Source organism: Streptomyces sp. NPDC034103 (genome assembly GCF_055575395.1).
On sequence record NZ_JBVISS010000013.1, the window covers coordinates 163,128 to 178,944 of the forward strand.

15 protein-coding genes and 1 tRNA gene are annotated in these 15,817 nt (G+C 71.0%); 4 read left to right on the forward strand and 12 right to left on the reverse strand.

The features are described 5' to 3' along the window. Nucleotides 1-4: 4 nt before the first annotated feature. Nucleotides 5-2,374, forward strand: coding sequence for an SCO7613 C-terminal domain-containing membrane protein (locus tag ACZ56U_RS28755; RefSeq protein ID WP_469086873.1), 2,370 nt, complete (start codon nt 5-7; stop codon nt 2,372-2,374). Between the two features lie 67 nt (nt 2,375-2,441). On the opposite strand, the gene ACZ56U_RS28760 is transcribed toward ACZ56U_RS28755, so the two are convergent. The 7 genes from ACZ56U_RS28760 to ACZ56U_RS28790 form a co-directional block, all read right to left on the reverse strand. Continuing rightward, a complete protein-coding gene (locus tag ACZ56U_RS28760; protein ID WP_469086874.1) occupies nt 2,442-5,180 on the reverse strand; it encodes an exo-rhamnogalacturonan lyase family protein in 2,739 nt (912 codons plus the stop codon). A gap of 101 nt (nt 5,181-5,281) precedes the next feature. Further along, the gene (locus ACZ56U_RS28765; RefSeq protein WP_469086875.1) at nt 5,282-5,875 is read right to left on the reverse strand and encodes a hypothetical protein; all 594 of its coding nucleotides are present in this window, start codon (nt 5,873-5,875) and stop codon (nt 5,282-5,284) included. A 10-nt stretch (nt 5,876-5,885) separates the two neighbouring features. Further along, nucleotides 5,886-6,761 carry a carbohydrate ABC transporter permease gene (locus ACZ56U_RS28770; protein ID WP_469086876.1) on the reverse strand — a complete coding sequence of 292 codons (876 nt, stop codon included), beginning with the start codon at nt 6,759-6,761 and terminating at the stop codon, nt 5,886-5,888. Then, on the reverse strand, nt 6,758-7,714 hold the full coding sequence (locus tag ACZ56U_RS28775; protein ID WP_469086877.1) for a carbohydrate ABC transporter permease: 957 nt from the start codon (nt 7,712-7,714) through the stop codon (nt 6,758-6,760). Before ACZ56U_RS28775 ends, ACZ56U_RS28770 begins: the two co-directional genes overlap by 4 nt. 14 nt (nt 7,715-7,728) lie before the next feature. Then, nucleotides 7,729-9,015: an ABC transporter substrate-binding protein gene (locus ACZ56U_RS28780; protein ID WP_469086878.1), complete on the reverse strand. Its 1,287-nt coding sequence runs from the start codon at nt 9,013-9,015 to the stop codon at nt 7,729-7,731. Nucleotides 9,016-9,389: 374 nt separating this feature from the next. After that, nucleotides 9,390-9,461, reverse strand: a tRNA-Val gene (locus tag ACZ56U_RS28785). Between the two features lie 60 nt (nt 9,462-9,521). Further along, nucleotides 9,522-9,974 (reverse strand): TIGR02611 family protein, encoded by a 453-nt coding sequence (locus ACZ56U_RS28790; protein WP_469086879.1) that lies wholly within the window; start codon nt 9,972-9,974, stop codon nt 9,522-9,524. Between the two features lie 191 nt (nt 9,975-10,165). Here ACZ56U_RS28790 and ACZ56U_RS28795 point away from each other — a divergent pair, with 191 nt between their 5' ends. After that, nucleotides 10,166-10,579: an SsgA family sporulation/cell division regulator gene (locus ACZ56U_RS28795; protein ID WP_004002642.1), complete on the forward strand. Its 414-nt coding sequence runs from the start codon at nt 10,166-10,168 to the stop codon at nt 10,577-10,579. Between the two features lie 242 nt (nt 10,580-10,821). Beyond that, nucleotides 10,822-11,382 (forward strand): CGNR zinc finger domain-containing protein, encoded by a 561-nt coding sequence (locus tag ACZ56U_RS28800; RefSeq protein WP_469086880.1) that lies wholly within the window; start codon nt 10,822-10,824, stop codon nt 11,380-11,382. Nucleotides 11,383-11,441: 59 nt separating this feature from the next. Here ACZ56U_RS28800 and ACZ56U_RS28805 read toward each other — a convergent pair whose 3' ends face one another. Then, nucleotides 11,442-11,594, reverse strand: coding sequence for a hypothetical protein (locus tag ACZ56U_RS28805; RefSeq protein WP_020138043.1), 153 nt, complete (start codon nt 11,592-11,594; stop codon nt 11,442-11,444). A 155-nt stretch (nt 11,595-11,749) separates the two neighbouring features. Then, nucleotides 11,750-12,190: a hypothetical protein gene (locus tag ACZ56U_RS28810; protein WP_469086881.1), complete on the reverse strand. Its 441-nt coding sequence runs from the start codon at nt 12,188-12,190 to the stop codon at nt 11,750-11,752. 202 nt (nt 12,191-12,392) lie between these two features. Here ACZ56U_RS28810 and ACZ56U_RS28815 point away from each other — a divergent pair, with 202 nt between their 5' ends. Further along, on the forward strand, nt 12,393-12,917 hold the full coding sequence (locus tag ACZ56U_RS28815; RefSeq protein WP_469086882.1) for a DsbA family protein: 525 nt from the start codon (nt 12,393-12,395) through the stop codon (nt 12,915-12,917). Between the two features lie 12 nt (nt 12,918-12,929). On the opposite strand, the gene ACZ56U_RS28820 is transcribed toward ACZ56U_RS28815, so the two are convergent. The 3 genes from ACZ56U_RS28820 to ACZ56U_RS28830 form a co-directional block, all read right to left on the reverse strand. After that, nucleotides 12,930-13,754 carry a GNAT family N-acetyltransferase gene (locus tag ACZ56U_RS28820; protein WP_469086883.1) on the reverse strand — a complete coding sequence of 275 codons (825 nt, stop codon included), beginning with the start codon at nt 13,752-13,754 and terminating at the stop codon, nt 12,930-12,932. Nucleotides 13,755-13,817: 63 nt separating this feature from the next. Beyond that, nucleotides 13,818-14,639: an aminotransferase class IV gene (locus tag ACZ56U_RS28825; RefSeq protein WP_469086884.1), complete on the reverse strand. Its 822-nt coding sequence runs from the start codon at nt 14,637-14,639 to the stop codon at nt 13,818-13,820. Nucleotides 14,640-14,712: 73 nt separating this feature from the next. Further along, nucleotides 14,713-15,750, reverse strand: coding sequence for a chorismate-binding protein (locus ACZ56U_RS28830; RefSeq protein WP_469086885.1), 1,038 nt, complete (start codon nt 15,748-15,750; stop codon nt 14,713-14,715). Between the last annotated feature and the right edge of the window lie 67 nt (nt 15,751-15,817).

Below are 15,817 nucleotides of genomic sequence, written 5' to 3' on the forward strand. Positions count from 1 at the left end.
ACTCATGCCCTACGACGTGACCCGGACCACACTCCATGGCATGACGCACATCCCGCCCCCGTCGGAGGAACTGCGGCTCCTCGACGCCGAGCTCTGGCAACTCGACCGCCGCCGCGCCCAGTTGCTGGCCCGCAGGGCGTGGCTGGTGACCGCGCTCCAGCCCCGGCCGACCGCGCCGACCCCCGCGACCCGGCCCCGTCCGGAGACCAGCGCGCCCGGCGTGCAGAACCTTCTCCTGCTGCTCGGCGGTGTCCTGCTCACCATCGCCGCGATGGTGTTCACGCTGGTCAGCTGGGGTCACCTGGGGATCGCCGGTCGCGGTCTGGTGCTCGGCGCGGTCACCGTGGCCGCGCTCGCCGCGCCGCTGTTCCTGGTGCGGCGCGGGCTGCGGTCGACGGCCGAGTCGGTGGCGGGCCTGGGGCTGGCCCTGACGGTGCTCGACGCGTACGCGCTGCACCAGGCGGGGTTCCCGTCGACGGGCGGCGCGGGATACACGGCGGTCGCGTCGGCCCTGCTGGCGGGGCTCTGGACGGCGTACGGCACGTTGCCGCGGGCGTCCGAGCTGCGACTGCCCTTCCCGGCGGCACTGGCCGCGGCCCAACTCCCGCTGCTGTGCTGGGCGGTCGCGTCCTCCGCGGACGCCTACCAGCTCACGGCCGCTGTGCTGGTGACGGCCGGGTTCTACGCCGCCGTGGCCCTGCGGGCGACCCCCGTTCCCGTCCGCGTCCTGTCCGCTGTCGGCGCGTACGGCCTGGGCGCCCTGGGCTCGGCGGCGGCCGTCTGGCTGTCCTGGACGGCCTCCGGCCCGAGCGCCGCCGCCCGTGCGGCGGCGCTCGTCCTCCTCGCCGCGGCGATCGCCCTGGCCGCGTCCTGGCGGGGCGGCCTCGGCACGGCCCACGCCACCGGTCTCGCCCTGGCCTCCGGCCTGCTCCTGGTCATAGCGCTGGGCGGCACGGCCCACCCGGCGGTACCGGCCACCTGGAAGATCCCGGTGTATCTCGCCCTCGGCATCGGCCTGTTGGCGGCCCTACGGATCGGGTGGCTGCCGGAGGCGGTGCGCGACGGGCTGGTGCGGGCCTCCGCCGCCGTCCAGGGGCTCGCGGTGCTGTGGGCGCTGCCCGTCGTGGCGACCACGCTGCTGGGGCCGGTCGCCTGGACCTGGCAGGCATGGTCCGGGGCGCCGTCGGACGCCCGAGCCGCGGTGACGGTGGACGCGCCCTGGCCCCCGGACATGGCGGCGGCTCCGCTCGCCCTGGTGGCCGTCGCGGCCGTACTCGCCCTGCTCGTCAAGGACACCGCCCGACGCCCCCTGGCTCTCTCCGGCGCGACGGCGCTCACCTGGGCCGCGGTGCTGACACTGCCGGCGATCCTCGAACTCCCTTACATCACGGGCCTGTTGGTTCTGGGCGCCCTGACGGCGGTCGCCCTCGCGTCCCCGTACGGCCAGCCCACCGTGACGATCCTCGCCCTGGTCACCTCCGCCGACCTCGCCTTCACCTCCCTGGCCTCCCGGACGGCGACCCTGACCGCGCTCTTCGCCCTGACGGCGTTCTTCGCGGCGGTCTCCTGGCGGTTCACCCGGGTCACGGCCCCGGCGGCCCTGTCGTACGCCACCGCCCTGGCCTGCGCGACGGGTGCCGCCGCGGGCTGGCCGCCGCAGCACACGGCCCTGCTGGTGCTGGTGGTCCCGGTGGCTGCGGCCCTGATCGCACCGCGCGTGACCGAGCGGGTTCCCCTCGAAGTGGCCGGAGTCGCGGCCGGGTTGCTCGCCATCGGGCTCGCCTCGACCGACCTGCCGACGCTCGCGCTGGTGCTGGCCCTGTGCGGGGTGGTCACCGCGGGCACCGCGCTCCGCCCGGACCGCCGCACCGTGGCCTACGCGTCCGCCGTGCTGTTCGTCCTGGCCACCTGGGTCCGCCTGGCGGCCTGGGAGGTGACGACCCCCGAGGCCTACACGGTCCCGGTGACCGTCCCGGCCCTGGTCATCGGCTTCCTGCGCCTGCGGCGCGAGCCGCGGACCTCGTCCTGGACGGCGTACGGCCCAGGCCTTGCCGCGACGCTCCTGCCGAGCCTCGCCGCGGCCTGGAGCGACCCGCACTGGACCCGCCCGCTCCTGCTGGGCCTGGCCGCGCTGTCGCTCACCCTCCTGGGCGCCGGCTACGGTCTCCAGGCACCGCTCGTCCTCGGCGGCTCGGTCCTGGTCCTGGACGCCCTGCACGAACTCGCCCCGTACCTCGTCCAGGTGACCGACGCACTCCCCCGCTGGGTCCTCCCCGCCCTCGCCGGCCTGCTGCTGCTCGCCCTGGGGGCGACGTACGAACAGCGGATCAGGGACGTGCGCAGGATGCGGAACGTCCTGGGGAGGATGAGCTGAACCACCAGGGGCGCGGGGAACTGCGCGACCAGCCACAACGGTCCGCAGTTCCCCCCGACTTCACGCCCTACGACGGCATCTTGTCGCCCAGCAGCGCCAGGTTCTCGATCGCGGCGAGGCCGTACAACGCGGTGTCGTTCGTCGCCACCCAGGCCGCCTCCCTCCCCGGGACCAGGGCCATCGGCCCGCTCAGCTCCTCCGTCTTCCAGGGCGCGGACTCCTTGTAGCCGTCGGAGTTGTAGAACTTCTCCCACGCCCGCTTGGCCAGCTTCTCGTCCCCGGTCTGCACGGCCGCGTACGCGTCGAGCCGCGAGTGGCCCTGGAACAGCAGCAGTGACCCGAAGTTGGGGCCGTAACGCGCCGCCTGCTCGGCCTTGGTGGCGTTGAAGTAGCGGCAGTAGTCGAAGTACGCCTCGTTGAACTTGGGCATGTCGACGAGGTCGATGAGCTCGGCGCACAGCTCGTTGAGGCCGAAGACCGCGGAGAGGTGCGAGACGCCGACCACCGGTGCCGCGGCGATGGCGAACCTGCCCGTGTCGAGGTCGTACAGACCGGTGCCCTGGACGAAGCCGTTGGGCTGGGCGGCGATCGTCTCCATGGTGGACAGCACGCGCGCCTTGGCCTTCTCCCACTTCGGGCCCTTGCGCTCCCACTCCGTCAGCCACGCCGAGACCAGCCCGCTCCAGTCCGTACCGAAGCCGATCGACAGCGCGTGGCGGTCGGGGGTGTACGGCTCGGTGCGGATCTTGCGGATCGGGTCGAGGACCAGGAAGGTCTCGTCGGAGTCGACGTTGGCGTGCATGAGGTCGCCGACCCGCTCGTCCGCGGTGAGGAAGTAGTAGTAGCGGCGGTACGTCGTGTTGGCGATGCGCTGCTGCTTGGCGCTGTCGGCGTAGTGCTGCACGCCGTGCCGGGTGCCGAGTCCGGCCCACTTGCCGAGGTGGTAGACGTCGACCTCGCCGGTGTGCCGGGTCATGGCCTCGGCGAACCGGAAGATGTCCGCGCGGCCGGAGCGCAGGTACGCGAACCAGAGCCAGAGGTCGGGCGAGAGCTCGGAGTTGTCCCAGGCGTAGCCGCCGATGTCGTACCGCCACTGGTGCCTGACGGTGTCATAGGTGTGCATGATGTCGCCGTAGTCCCAGAAGCCGTACCAGCGGCGCTGCTCCACCTGGTCCTTGTAGTAGGTGAAGAGGAAGTCGAGGTGGTCCTCGATCTTCGCCTTGGCCGGGGTGGAGCGGTCGGGCTCGGAGTACAGGCCCGGTCCGAAGACCTTCGCCTTGATGAGCTGCTTGGGCGGCGCGGCGAGCTGCGGCAACACCCGTACGGCCTCGACCTGTTCGGCTAGTTTCGCCGGGGCCGGGGTCGTCTCGTTGGCCCAGAACAACAGCTCCGACGTACGCGCGATGCCGTACGGCGTGCCGAACTCGGGCTCGTAGTCCTCGTAGGTGATGTTGAGGCCTTCGAGCTGCTCGGCGAAGGTGTCCTGGCCCATGCCGTCGTGGTAGAAGCGCAGGTCCATGGGTTGCGCCTCGGGCGACCAGAGCCAGAGGGTGACCTCGGCCTCGTCGGTGTGGGCGTCGCGGATGTCGAGTTGGGCGGGGAACTTCTCCCAGAAGTCCCTGAGGCCGAAGGAGAGTCCGCCGCTGACGCCACCGACGTAACCGAAGCCGGACGCGCGCCTGCCGCCGCCGGCGCCGATCCAGCCGTGGCCCTTCTTGGTGCGCTTGCGCAGGGTGAAGCCGTCGGCGGAGAGCTGGGAGAGGGTGTAGTCGCCCCACTCCGGGATGTACTGGAGCCGGGTGGTGACCCGCTGGTCCCAGGTGGCAGGGTCAGGCAGCTTCTTCCCCTCATACTGCGCCGCCTGCACGGCCGCGCCCGGGTCGCGGCGCAGTCCGGTGATGCCCTTGACCGCCTCGCGCAGCAGGCCGGTGCCCTCGCCGCCGATGCGGATGTGGCGGTCGTAGGACGCGTCACGCATCGGGACGGTGAAGCGGACACCGATGCCGCGGATGAAGTCGCCGCTCGCCTTGCCGGGCTCCTGGGTGCCGTCGAAGGTGATGGTGTGCACCATGCGGAAGGAGTCGGCGCCCGCGTAGAAGTACAGCCGGATGGAGAAGGGCAGCCAACTGCGGTTGCCCTTGCGGTGCTTGCCGTCGATGCGGACGACCGCGCGGACCGGGCCGTCCTGCTCGACGGTGACGCCGGAGATGGCGCCGTCGAAGCGCTCGGACTTCACCGAGCCCTGGTCCTCGTCCTCGATCTCGGGCTGGCGGATCAGGACGAGTTTGCCGTTCTTGGCGATCTCGGTGGAGCCGCGGGTGACCGACTTGATGAGCGTGGCACCGGACTTGCCGATCTTCGCGGTGATGACACCGGTGGACACGGTGACGGTGCCACCGCTCTTGTCGACGGTGACCTTCTTCTCCGGTGGGGCGGCCTCACCGGCGGCGAGGGTGAGCTTGCCATTGCCCGAACTGACCGCGTGGGCGGTCCACTTGAGGGAGCCGTCCGGCCAGTAGGCGATCGGCCAGGACTGCACGGGCACGGCCTTGCCGTCGGCGTCCGTGATCGCGAAGGTCTGGTCCTGCTGGTGGACGCCCTTCGGCCAGGGCACGCCGAGCGTGGAGCCGGGTGCGGCACCCAGCCCGCCGTCCTCCAGCCAGTCCAGGGTCACGGGGCTGTCGTCGGCCTCGGCGGCTCTCGGCGCGGCCTGCGCGTCCCTGGCCCCTAGCGCCCAGCTGAACTGCGCGGCGGCACCGGCGACGGCGGCCGCCTTGAGGAGGGACCTACGGGGGATGGGAGACATGCTCGTTCCTTCCGTGCGGGATGCGAACAGCTGGTCAGGGGCATGACAGAGTGAGGCGCGACGCGCGGGGCGCCACCCCCCGGGCCGGGGACCACCGCCGGTCAGCGGTGCCGGTAGCGCTCCTCCACGGCGACGGCCGCCGCCGCGACGGCACCCAGGACGGGAACCGCCAGCGGCGCGACGACGAGGGCGGACAGGGCCACGACGCCCAGCCCGCCGACGATGAGAAAGGACCCGGCGGGGTCGAGCACGGTCCGCCGCCCGGCGCCCGCGAGCAGCGCCCGCCAGGAGGCGCCCGGCGTCCAGACGGCCGCCGCCCGCAGCAGGGCCACCACCAGCACGATCAGCGCGAGGAGGCCCACGGCCCCGACGACCGGCCCACCGGGGACACCGGCCCGCGCGGCCAGGACGTCCACCCACACCGCGGCGGCCACCGCCCAGCCGGCGAGCCCGACGAGCCACCCGCGGCGCACGGCCGTACGGAAGTCCTCGACGAACTCCCCGAGGCCGCCGCCCTCGTGGCCGGTGCGCCGGCGAAGGTGCCGGGCGCCGGCGGCGAAGGCCGCGGGGTAGGTGACGATCCCGAGCGAGGCCACGGCGATCCACACCCCAGTAAGCAGACACTCGGCGAACACGGCGAACCGCTCGCCCCCGAGGAAGGACGGCCTGCGGGTCTTCACACCAGCCTGTGCCATGGGAACCGCCTCACTTCAGTCCGGACGTCGCCATGCCGTCGATGAGGTACCGCTGGAAGGCCATGAAGAAGGCGATGACCGGGAGCAGTGCCACCAACGACATCGCGATCATGCTGCCGTAGTTGGAGATGCCCTCCTGGTCGCGGAACATCATCAGACCGAGCGAGACGGTGTACTTGTCCGGGGTGTTGAGGTAGATCAACGGCCCCATGAAGTCGTTCCAGGCGTTGATGAAGGTGAAGATGGCGCTGGTGATGAGCGCGGGACGGGTCAGCGGCAGCACGATGGACCAGTAGGTCCGCAGGTGCCCGCAGCCGTCGAGCTTGGCGGCCTCGTCCAGTTCCTTGGGCAGTCCGCGCATGAACTGCACCATGAGGAAGACGAAGAACGCCTCCGTGGCCAGGAACTTGCCCGCGACCAGCGGCACCAGGGTGTCGGTGAGCTCCAGCTTGCGGAACATCACGTACTGCGGGATGAGCAGCACGTGGTACGGCAGCAGCAGCGTGCCGATCATCAGCGTGAACAACAGGTTCCGCCCGGCGAACCTGATCTTGGCGAAGGCGTACGCGGTCAGCGAGCTGGACAGCACGACCCCCGCCACGGCGAGGCCCGCGTACAGCAGGGAGTTCGTGAAGAAGGTGCTGATGGAGATGCCGGAGATACCGTCGGCGAGCCCGGAGAAGTTCTCCCAGACCGGCTTGGTGGGCAGCAGGTCGATGCTGGCGATGATGTCCTTGCTCGGCTTGAAGGAGGCACCGAGCACCCAGATCACCGGGTAGAGGACGACCGCGAGGACGGCGAGTGCCCCCACGTGCCAGGCGATCGACCCGAAGCGCCGCCGCTCGTTCGGGGCGTGGACGGCCGGACTGCTGGTGGCACTGGTCACTTGGCGGCCTCCTCGTAGTGCACCCACTTCTTCTGCGACCAGAACAGGACCGCCGTGACCAGCGCCACCGCGACCACCAGCGTCCAGGCCATCGCGGAGGCGAAGCCCATCTGGGCCTCCTTGAAGCCCTTCTGGTAGAGGTAACAGGTGTAGACGAGGGTGGCGTCGGCGGGCCCGCACTGGGTGTTGGAGACGACATACGCGGAGCCGAACACCTGGAACGCGTGGATCGACTCCAGCAGCACGTTGAAGAACAGCACCGGGGAAATCATCGGCAGCGTGATGTTCCAGAACCGCCTGAGGGGACCCGCCCCGTCCATCTCCGCGGCCTCGTACAGCTCCCGCGGGACCTGCTTGAGGCCGGCCAGGAAGATGACCATCGGCGCGCCGAACTGCCAGATACTCAGCGCCACCAGGGAGTACAGGACGTAGTCCGGGTTGCCGATCCAGCCACCCACGTCGACACCGAAGAGCTTCTGCCCACGGTCCACGATCGCGTCGTCCGAGAACAGCGCCCGCCACACGAAGCCGACGGAGACGCTGGCACCGATGAGCGAGGGCATGTAGAACGCGGCCCGGTACAGACCCTCCCCGCTCCGCTTCTGCGCGAGAAGCAGCGCGACGCCGAGCGCGAGGAGCAGCTTCAGCGGGGTGGCCACGACGACGTACTTGAGCGTGACCTCCACCGACTTCTGCCAGCGCGGGTCCTGGAACATCGTCGTGAAGTTGTCCAGCCCCACCCACTCGGGCGGCGTGAACAGGTTGTACCGGGTGAACGCGTAGTACAGCGACGCGATCATCGGCCCCGCCGTGAGCACCAGGAACCCGGCGATCCACGGCGACATGAAGAGATAGCCGGCGATGTTCTCGCGGCGCCGCCCGCGCCGCCCGGCGGCAGGAGCGGCGGACCGCTTCTTCACCGGGCGCACGGGCGCTTCCTTGACGAGCGTCATGGTGGTACGTCCCCTCAGCCCGCGAACGCGGCCTTGGCCTCGCTGAACAGCGCCTTGGCGGCGTCGGCCGGCTTGGTCTTGCCCTGGGAGACCTCGCCCCCGATCCGCAGGAACGCCGCCTCGATGACGTCGGCGCCCGACGGGTGCGGGGTGATCTTGCCGAGCACCCCGGCCTTGGCGACCTCTTCCTCGTACGCCTTGACGCCCTTGTTCTGGGCGTCGGTGGGCACGAACGCGTCGTACTGCTCGGTGGTGGCGAGGATGCCGCGGTCATAGCCCATGATCTTGCCGACCTCGGGGTCGTGGACCATGAAGGAGATGAACTGGGCGGCCTCCTTGGGGTGCTTGGTCCCCGAGAAGGCGCTGAGCATCAGCGAACCGAGGTACTGGCCGGTCTGCTTGCCGTCCGTGGTGGGGATCGGCGCCAGCCCGTAGTCCGACTCGCCCTCGCCCTCGTAGCGGATGGAGAAGTTGTCCCAGGTGAACTCGGACGCGGCGAGCCCGGCCGACAGGCCGGACTTGGGCTGGACCTGCTCGATCTTCTTCGGGTCGGCGACCAGCCCGGACTTCACGCGCTTGTACGCATCCGTCCACCACTGCGTCAGATCGTCCTCGGTGAAACCGAGATCGGAGTCCGTGAAGAACGCCTTGCCGTTCTGACGGAGGTACAGGTCGTACAGGTACATGATGGCGTGATAGCCCGTGTCACCGGCGATCTTCAGCTTGTCCTGGATCGTCTGGAGCGCGTCGAAGTACTCGTCCCAGGTCCAGCCCATCTTCGCCTCGACGCCCGCCTTCTTGAAGGCCTTGAGGTCGATCACGAGTGCCATGGTGTTGGCGCCGACCGGGATGCCGAGCTGCTTGCCGTCGACCTGACCGTTCGCCAGAACGCCGTTGCGGAAGTTCTCCAGGCTCAGATTCCCGGAGTCCGCCTGCGTCTTGAGGTCCAGCAGAACTCCGCGCTTGTCGTACTTGCGCAGGAACCCGACCGCATTCTGGAAAACGTCCGGCGGATTTCCGCCCGAGGCCTGGGTCTGGAACTTCTCCCAGAACGCGGCGTAATCGGTGAATTCGGGCTTTATCTTGATCTTCGGGTGCTTCTTCTCGAAGACCGCGATCGCCTTCTTCATGGCGATGGTGCGCGGCTCTCCACCCCACCACGCATAACGGAGTGTCACCGTCCCGTCCCCGGAACCGCTGTCGCCACCGCACGCGGTGGTCGCACCCAGCCCGAGCGTGGCAGCCGAGGCCCCGGCCACCTTCAGGATCGTTCGCCTCTCAACATTCCTGCTGGTTCCCATGTCTGGGCCCCCTCCCCGCAGCATCATTGCCGCCTGCATGAATCGTTTCAAGTAAGCGCTTGCTGGCACAAGCTACGAGGGGCCTCGGGGTGCGTCAATGATTCGGACAGGATTTTCTTGCGGCACCGCCGGGCGAGTTGACGCCGCGTCGAGGGCGAGAGGCTGCGCCCACGGGGTGAAGTCGCAGGTGAGGAGCGATGATTCGGCGGGCCGAACGCGAACCGGCCAGTCCGGCTCGGATGTTGTCCGGCCGAAACTCGCCGGAGGTGCGAGACCGCGAACACCGGTGGTGTGAGACCGGGAACGCCGGCCGGCGCGAGGCCGGGAACGACGTCGGCCCGTCTGCGCTCTCGCAGACGGGCCGACGTTCCGGGTGGGCGATACTGGGTTCGAACCAGTGACCTCTTCGGTGTGAACGAAGCGCTCTCCCACTGAGCTAATCGCCCGGACGCAGGAAGAACATTACCCCATGTCAGGGGGTGCCTGAGCACCCCCGCAGCGGCCCGTCACTGGTCCTTGACGCGCCACGGCATCTCGAAGCCGAACTTGTACACGTACACCGCGACGAGCGCGGCCACGATCACCAGACCCAGCGAGGTCAGGATGATGTTGCGCCGGCGCACCTTCGGATCCAGCGCCCGCTGGGCCGCCTCGGTCACCTTGCGCTTGGTCCAGCGCAGCACCAGCTGGGCCCAGACGAACTCGGTCGCCCAGATCGCCATGCCGCCGAAGATCACGACCCAGCCGGGCCCCGGCAGCGGAAGCATGATGATGCCCAGGACCACCACCGCGAGCCCGATGACGAAGATGCCGACCTGCCAGCTCAGGTGCAGCACCCGGCGCGCCTTGATGAACTCCGGCGCCTTCGAGCCGAGCCCCTGCTCGCTGCGGGCCCCGTCGGTCCCCGTCTCATTCGATGCCACGGCCACCTCGGCCCGCTCGTCACTCCCCGTATTCATACGGCCCAACTTTACCCGAGGGAAACCAGTCACCGGAATGGTCGTACCTCTCGAACGGGGTCTCGGCCGGAAGAGTTACGTAAAGGCACGCAAAACACCCAGAGGGGTTTACAACGGCACCGTAGGTGGCATGTCGATTTCGCCGACGTGCGAATCCCCGAGCGCACACTGAGCGAAAGGCCCTGGCGCTTATGAACACCACGGTCAGCTGCGAGCTGCACCTGCGCCTCGTTGTGTCGAGCGAGTCCTCCCTGCCTGTCCCCGCAGGCCTGCGGTACGACACGGCCGACCCCTACGCCGTGCACGCCACCTTCCACACCGGAGCCGAGGAGACCGTCGAGTGGGTGTTCGCCCGCGACCTGCTCGCGGAGGGCCTCCATCGGCCCACCGGCACCGGCGACGTCCGAGTCTGGCCGTCGCGCAGCCACGGTCAGGGCGTCGTGTGCATCGCCCTGAGCTCCCCGGAGGGCGAAGCACTGCTCGAGGCCCCGGCCCGGGCCCTGGAGTCGTTCCTGAAGCGAACCGACGCGGCCGTGCCTCCCGGCACGGAGCACCGCCACTTCGACCTCGATCAGGAGCTCTCGCACATCCTGGCGGAGAGCTAGGGCGCGAGGCCCCACCAAGCCGCCCGGCGCCGTCGACTCGGGGTGACGGCTCGGGCCAACACAACCGCATACAGGTACGCCCACCGGCGCCGTCACCGCGGATTTTCGCGGTGCGGCGCCGGTGGGCGTACCCGGTTCGGGCCGATTCGCGGGGTCCGTGGCCGGTACGGGCGCCCGTGGAGCCATTACCATCGGCCAGCATCGGCGGGCGCCCGCCCGACCCCCAGGCCAGGGAGCGAAATGTGCTGATCACCCACGACATGCGGTGTGCCCTCGACGCCGTGGTGGATCTGGTGAACACCGCCCCGGAGGACGCCACGACCCCGGACGCGCTGCCGGACGTGGCGACTCTCGCCGAGTTCGTGGACAGGCACGAGATCAGCGACGTCGGCGTTCTGTCCGAGTTCGACCTGTCGGCGGTGCGCAAGATCCGCGGACGGTTCGCGGCGATCTTCTCGGCGCCGGACGCCAGGGCCGCCGCCGTGCTGATCAACGAGCTGGTGGCCGCGGCCGGCACCACGCCCCGGCTCACCGACCACGACGGCTACGACTGGCATGTGCACTACTTCGCGCCCGGTGCCTCCGTCGCCGACCATCTCGCGGCGGACTGCGGGATGGCGCTGGCCTTCTTCGTGGTCGCCGGGGAGCAGGAGCGGCTGCGGCGCTGCGAGGCTCCCGACTGCCGGCGCGCCTTCGTCGACCTCTCCCGCAACCGCTCGCGGCGCTACTGCGACAGCCGCACCTGCGGGAACCGGCTGCATGTGGCCGCCTACCGGGCGCGCCGCAAGGAGGCGGCCGGCTGACGGTCGGCCCGATGATGACGCGGTACCCGGCGGGTGACGCCGGGCACCGCGGGAACGGCTCAGAGCAGCAGCAGGTCGTGCAGCGCAGCCATGAGCAGCAGACACCCGATCACCGCAAGGAAGATCATCAGCGGTGGCTGGGAAAGGGCGAAAAGGCACCCGCGCGGCTCGTCCTGAGGTGGCGCGGCGTCGCTCTGTGTCGTGTCCAGCATCTCGCGGGCGATGATGACGCAGTCCGCACCCCCCGGATGACCAACACGCCCGGATGAAAGGGTAGTTCGCCGGATCCCGTGACGGGCCGATCAGGTGGTGGACCACCTCGGTACGACTGCTGACCGACTGTGTCGTTTCAGTGCGCCCGCATCCGTCATATGCCGTGCTTCTTCAGGATGGCCTCGATGTCGCTGAAGTCGTCCGCGGAGCCGGAGCGCGGTGCCGCCGCGGGACGGGCCGCCGGGCGCGAGGTCGGGCCCAGGGAGGGCGCCGAGGCCGCCGGGGCCACCGCCTCGGCCTGGGCGGACCGGGCCGCCCTGCGCTCCTTGCGGGTGCCGCCGCGCCGGCGTTCCACCGCGCGGACGCCCACGAGGAGCAGCCAGGAGGCGCCGAGCACACCGAAGCCGGCCCAGGCCGTCGGGCTGAACGCGGTGTCCGCCACCCAGTCGACGACACCGGTCATCACCAGCCCCAGCGGCACCAGAGAGTACGCGGCGAGCCGGGCGGCGGTCAGGAAGCGCTTGCGGTACGCGGTGACCGCGGCGATGCCCAGGCCCGCCGCGGCGACGGCGGAACAGACGGTCTCGGCAATCATCCGGTCCTCCAGGCAGGGCTCGCTCGGGCGGCTCGTCCCTTCCATCCTGCACCGCCCCCGCCCCGCGGGGCCATGCTCCGGCCCGACATCAGGGACATCTCCGGGTCGGCTCCTCCCGAGGTGCCGGTGCGCGGTGCGGGCGGGGCCGACGACGGCACGGGGTCGATTGGGTCGTCCGGCGCCCGGCTGGGAGACTGGGGCCATGAACGACTCCTCCCCCGTGCGCCCCGTCGTCCCCGTGCTCGACGTCTGGTGCGAGCTCCAGTGCCCGGACTGCCGGAGCGCGCTGGACGACATCCGGGCTCTGCGGGCCCGCTACGGCGACCGGCTGGAGCTGCGGCTGCGGCACTTCCCGCTGGAGAAGCACAAGCACGCCTTCGCCGCCGCGCAGGCCGCCGAGGAGGCCGCGGAGCAGGGCAGGGGCTGGGAGTACGTCGAGGCGGTGCTGGACCGGGTCGAGGAGCTGGACCGTGCGGGCGAGCCCCTCCTGGTCGAGGTCGCCGGTGAACTGGGGCTGGACGCCGAGGAGTTCGACACGGCGCTGATCGACGGCCGGCACATCCTGATCGTCGACGCCGACCAGGCCGAGGGCAAGGCGATCGGCGTGACCGGCACGCCGACCTATGTCGTCGACGGCGAGCGCCTCGACGGCGGCAAGAGCCAGGAAGGCCTGCGCGAGCGCATCGAGGAGATCGTGGACCGGCTGCTGGCCGCGCCGGGCGCCTGAGCCGTCGCGGCGCTACAACAGCGGCTTGTGGAAGGTGTACTGCGTCGTCTCGTAGCCGAGTGACTCGTACAGCCGCTCGGCCGGGGTGTTGCCCGCGAAGACGTTGAGGCCCAGGGTCCGTCCGCCGATGGCGTGGGCCTGGGCCTCCGCCACGAGCATGAGGGTGCGGCCGTGCCCCCGGCCGCGGTGGGCCTCCTCGGTCTCCACGTCGAAGATGAAGGGCCTGCCGTCACGCAGGGCGAGCCAGAGGGTGCCCACGCGCGTGCCCTCGTGCTCCAGGACGCTGAACCACACGTCCTCGGTGGCCAGCCCGTCGCCGAGGAGAGTCTCGTGGTCGCGCTGCGACTTGGCGCGTGCCTCGGCCTCGGGTACGCCGCGCTCGATCCACGTACGCGTGTATTCCTCCGACTCGTGCGCCAGCCAGGTGTCGAACTCGTCCTGCGTCATGGGGCGGGCCCGGCTGCCGGCGGGGAGTTCGGGCGGGGTCTCGCCCAGTCGCTGCACCATGCCGCGGTTGCGCAGGACGTAACCGAGGGCCCGGACGAGCCGCAGCCCCGCCTCGGCGTCCGCGGGCACGCTGAGCTCGATCAGCCGGCACCCCCAGCTCCGCGCGACCTCCTCGGCGGCGAGCGCGGCCACCGTGCCCCGGCCGCGCCTGCGGTCGGGTTCCTCGATGCGCAGGTCGTGGACGCGGGCCACCGAGTCGCCGAAGGCGGGCGAGGTGCCGAGGTGGACGGCGCCGACCGGACGGCTGTTCACGCACACCTGGTAGTGGCGTGAACGCGTGCCGTCGGCGTGGTGCTGGAGCGGCTCGGTCGGCCGCAGTGTCGTGGTCATCAGGGGTGTTCTACCCGCCACGCGCGCGTGCGTCAGCCCGTTTTCCGGGGCGCCGCACGGATCTCACGGATCGAGGTCGTTCCCGGCCCGCTCGTCGAAGATCCGCATGGCCTTCGCGGTCACCGGGCCGGGGGCGCCCGGCAGTTCGCGGCCGTCGACGCGGTGCACCGCCTGCACGTCCCGCAGCGTGGAGGTCAGGAAGACCTCGTCGGCCCGCTCCAGCACGTCCAGCGGCAGGTCGGTCTCCTTGGCGCCGGTCCATTCGACGACCAACGCGCGCGTGATGCCCGCGAGGCACCCGGAGGTGACCGGCGGGGTGTGGAGCTCGCCGTCCAGCACGACGAAGACGTTCGACCCGGTGCCCTCGCAGAGCTGTCCGACCGTGTTGGCGAACAGCGCCTCGGACCCGCCGTGCTCACGGGCCCGGGCGAGCGCCACGACGTTCTCGGCGTACGAGGTGGTCTTCAGGCCCGCGAGGGCGCCGCGCTCGTTGCGCGTCCAGGGGACCGTGATCACGGCCGTGGAGTCGGGGCGGCGGGTGGTCTCGCCGAGGGCGACGACGAGGGTCGGGCCGTGCTCGCCGCGGTCGGAGCCGAGGGGGCCGCGACCGCCGGTGTAGGTGATGCGGAGCCGGCCGAGCGCCATCGGGTTGGCCTCGAGGACGGCCGCACAGCCGCGGCGGGCCTCGTCGAGGTCGGGGTCGGGCAGTCCGAGGCCGCGGGCGGAGCGGGTCAGCCGGTCGAGGTGCCGGGTGAGCGCGAACGGTTCGCCGTGCACCGCCTTCACCGTCTCGAAGATGCCGTCGCCCACGGTCAGCCCGTGGTCGAGGACGGAGACACGGGCGGACTCGATGTCCTGCAGCCCGCCGTCGAGCCAAACCTTCACTGGTCCTACCTCGCATGTCTGTACCGGGGTCCCGACCGCGGCCGGACCGGAAGCCCCGGGCCGGCACGGTACGTCAGGGTCCCCCACTCACCTCGTACGTCCCCGACGCTACCGCGAGCAGCCGGGCCGCCTTCAGCTCGGTCTCCCGCCACTCCCCCTCCGGGTCCGAGCCCCAGGTGATGCCGGCGCCGGTGCCGAACCGCAGCACGCCCTCGGCGCGGTCGATCCAGAAGGTGCGGATGCCGACGGCCAGCTCACCCGTCCCGCGATCGGCGTCGACCCAGCCGATGCCGCCGCAGTACGGGCCGCGGGGCGCGGTCTCCAGGGCGTCGATGATCCGCAGGGCGCTGGACTTGGGGGCGCCGGTGACGGAGCCGGGCGGGAAGGCGGCGTCGAGCAGCTCGGGCCAGCCCGCCCCGTCGCGCAGCTCGCCGCGGACCGTGGAGACGAGGTGGACGAGGCCCGGGTGCTTCTCCACGGCGCACAGGTCGGGGACGCTGACGCTGCCGGTGGCACACACGCGGCCGATGTCGTTGCGGACCAGGTCCACGATCATGACGTTCTCGGCGTAGTCCTTCTCCAGGAGATCCGCCTCGGTGCGGCCGGTGCCCTTGATCGGCCCGGACTCGACGATCCGGCCGTCGCGCCGCAGGAACAGCTCGGGGGAGGCGGTGGCTATCTCCACACCGTGCTCCGGCAGCCGGATCGTTCCCGCGTACGGAGCCGGGTTGCCGCGGGCCAGCAGGGCGGTCAGCTCGTCCACGTCGGCGCCGGGCGGAACGGGCGCGGTCAGGACGCGGCAGAGGTTGGCCTGGTAGACCTCGCCGGCCGCGATGTGCTCCCGGACGCGGCGGACGCCGGCCGTGTATCCGGCGCGGTCGAGGGAGGAGGTCCAGCCGTCGGCCGCCGGGCCGTGCCATCGCCCCGGCACCGGCGCGGGCACCGGCGCGTGTCGTACGTCACGGAAGCGGGCGCAGGTCAGACGGCCCTCGAAGTCGGCGCAGACCGCCCAGAAACCGCTGGAGTCCAGAGCGGCGGGGTCGCTGGTGACATCGAGGAGGCCGGTGGCGAGGCGCTCGCCGAAACGGGCGAGGGGAGGCAGGTCGGGCACGCGTCGAGTCTAGGGCGGGTGTCCGACAGGTGACCTGGTCATGTCCCTCCGGGGCCCCTGACCAGGT

Coding starts and splice junctions, on each gene's coding strand:
- ACZ56U_RS28755 (WP_469086873.1), top strand. CDS start 5: ATGCCCTACGACGTGACCCGGACCACACTCCATGGCATGACGCACATC.
- ACZ56U_RS28760 (WP_469086874.1), bottom strand. CDS start 5,180: ATGTCTCCCATCCCCCGTAGGTCCCTCCTCAAGGCGGCCGCCGTCGCC.
- ACZ56U_RS28765 (WP_469086875.1), bottom strand. CDS start 5,875: ATGGCACAGGCTGGTGTGAAGACCCGCAGGCCGTCCTTCCTCGGGGGC.
- ACZ56U_RS28775 (WP_469086877.1), bottom strand. CDS start 7,714: ATGACGCTCGTCAAGGAAGCGCCCGTGCGCCCGGTGAAGAAGCGGTCC.
- ACZ56U_RS28780 (WP_469086878.1), bottom strand. CDS start 9,015: ATGGGAACCAGCAGGAATGTTGAGAGGCGAACGATCCTGAAGGTGGCC.
- ACZ56U_RS28790 (WP_469086879.1), bottom strand. CDS start 9,974: ATGAATACGGGGAGTGACGAGCGGGCCGAGGTGGCCGTGGCATCGAAT.
- ACZ56U_RS28795 (WP_004002642.1), top strand. CDS start 10,166: ATGAACACCACGGTCAGCTGCGAGCTGCACCTGCGCCTCGTTGTGTCG.
- ACZ56U_RS28805 (WP_020138043.1), bottom strand. CDS start 11,594: ATGCTGGACACGACACAGAGCGACGCCGCGCCACCTCAGGACGAGCCG.
- ACZ56U_RS28810 (WP_469086881.1), bottom strand. CDS start 12,190: ATGATTGCCGAGACCGTCTGTTCCGCCGTCGCCGCGGCGGGCCTGGGC.
- ACZ56U_RS28815 (WP_469086882.1), top strand. CDS start 12,393: ATGAACGACTCCTCCCCCGTGCGCCCCGTCGTCCCCGTGCTCGACGTC.
- ACZ56U_RS28820 (WP_469086883.1), bottom strand. CDS start 13,754: ATGACCACGACACTGCGGCCGACCGAGCCGCTCCAGCACCACGCCGAC.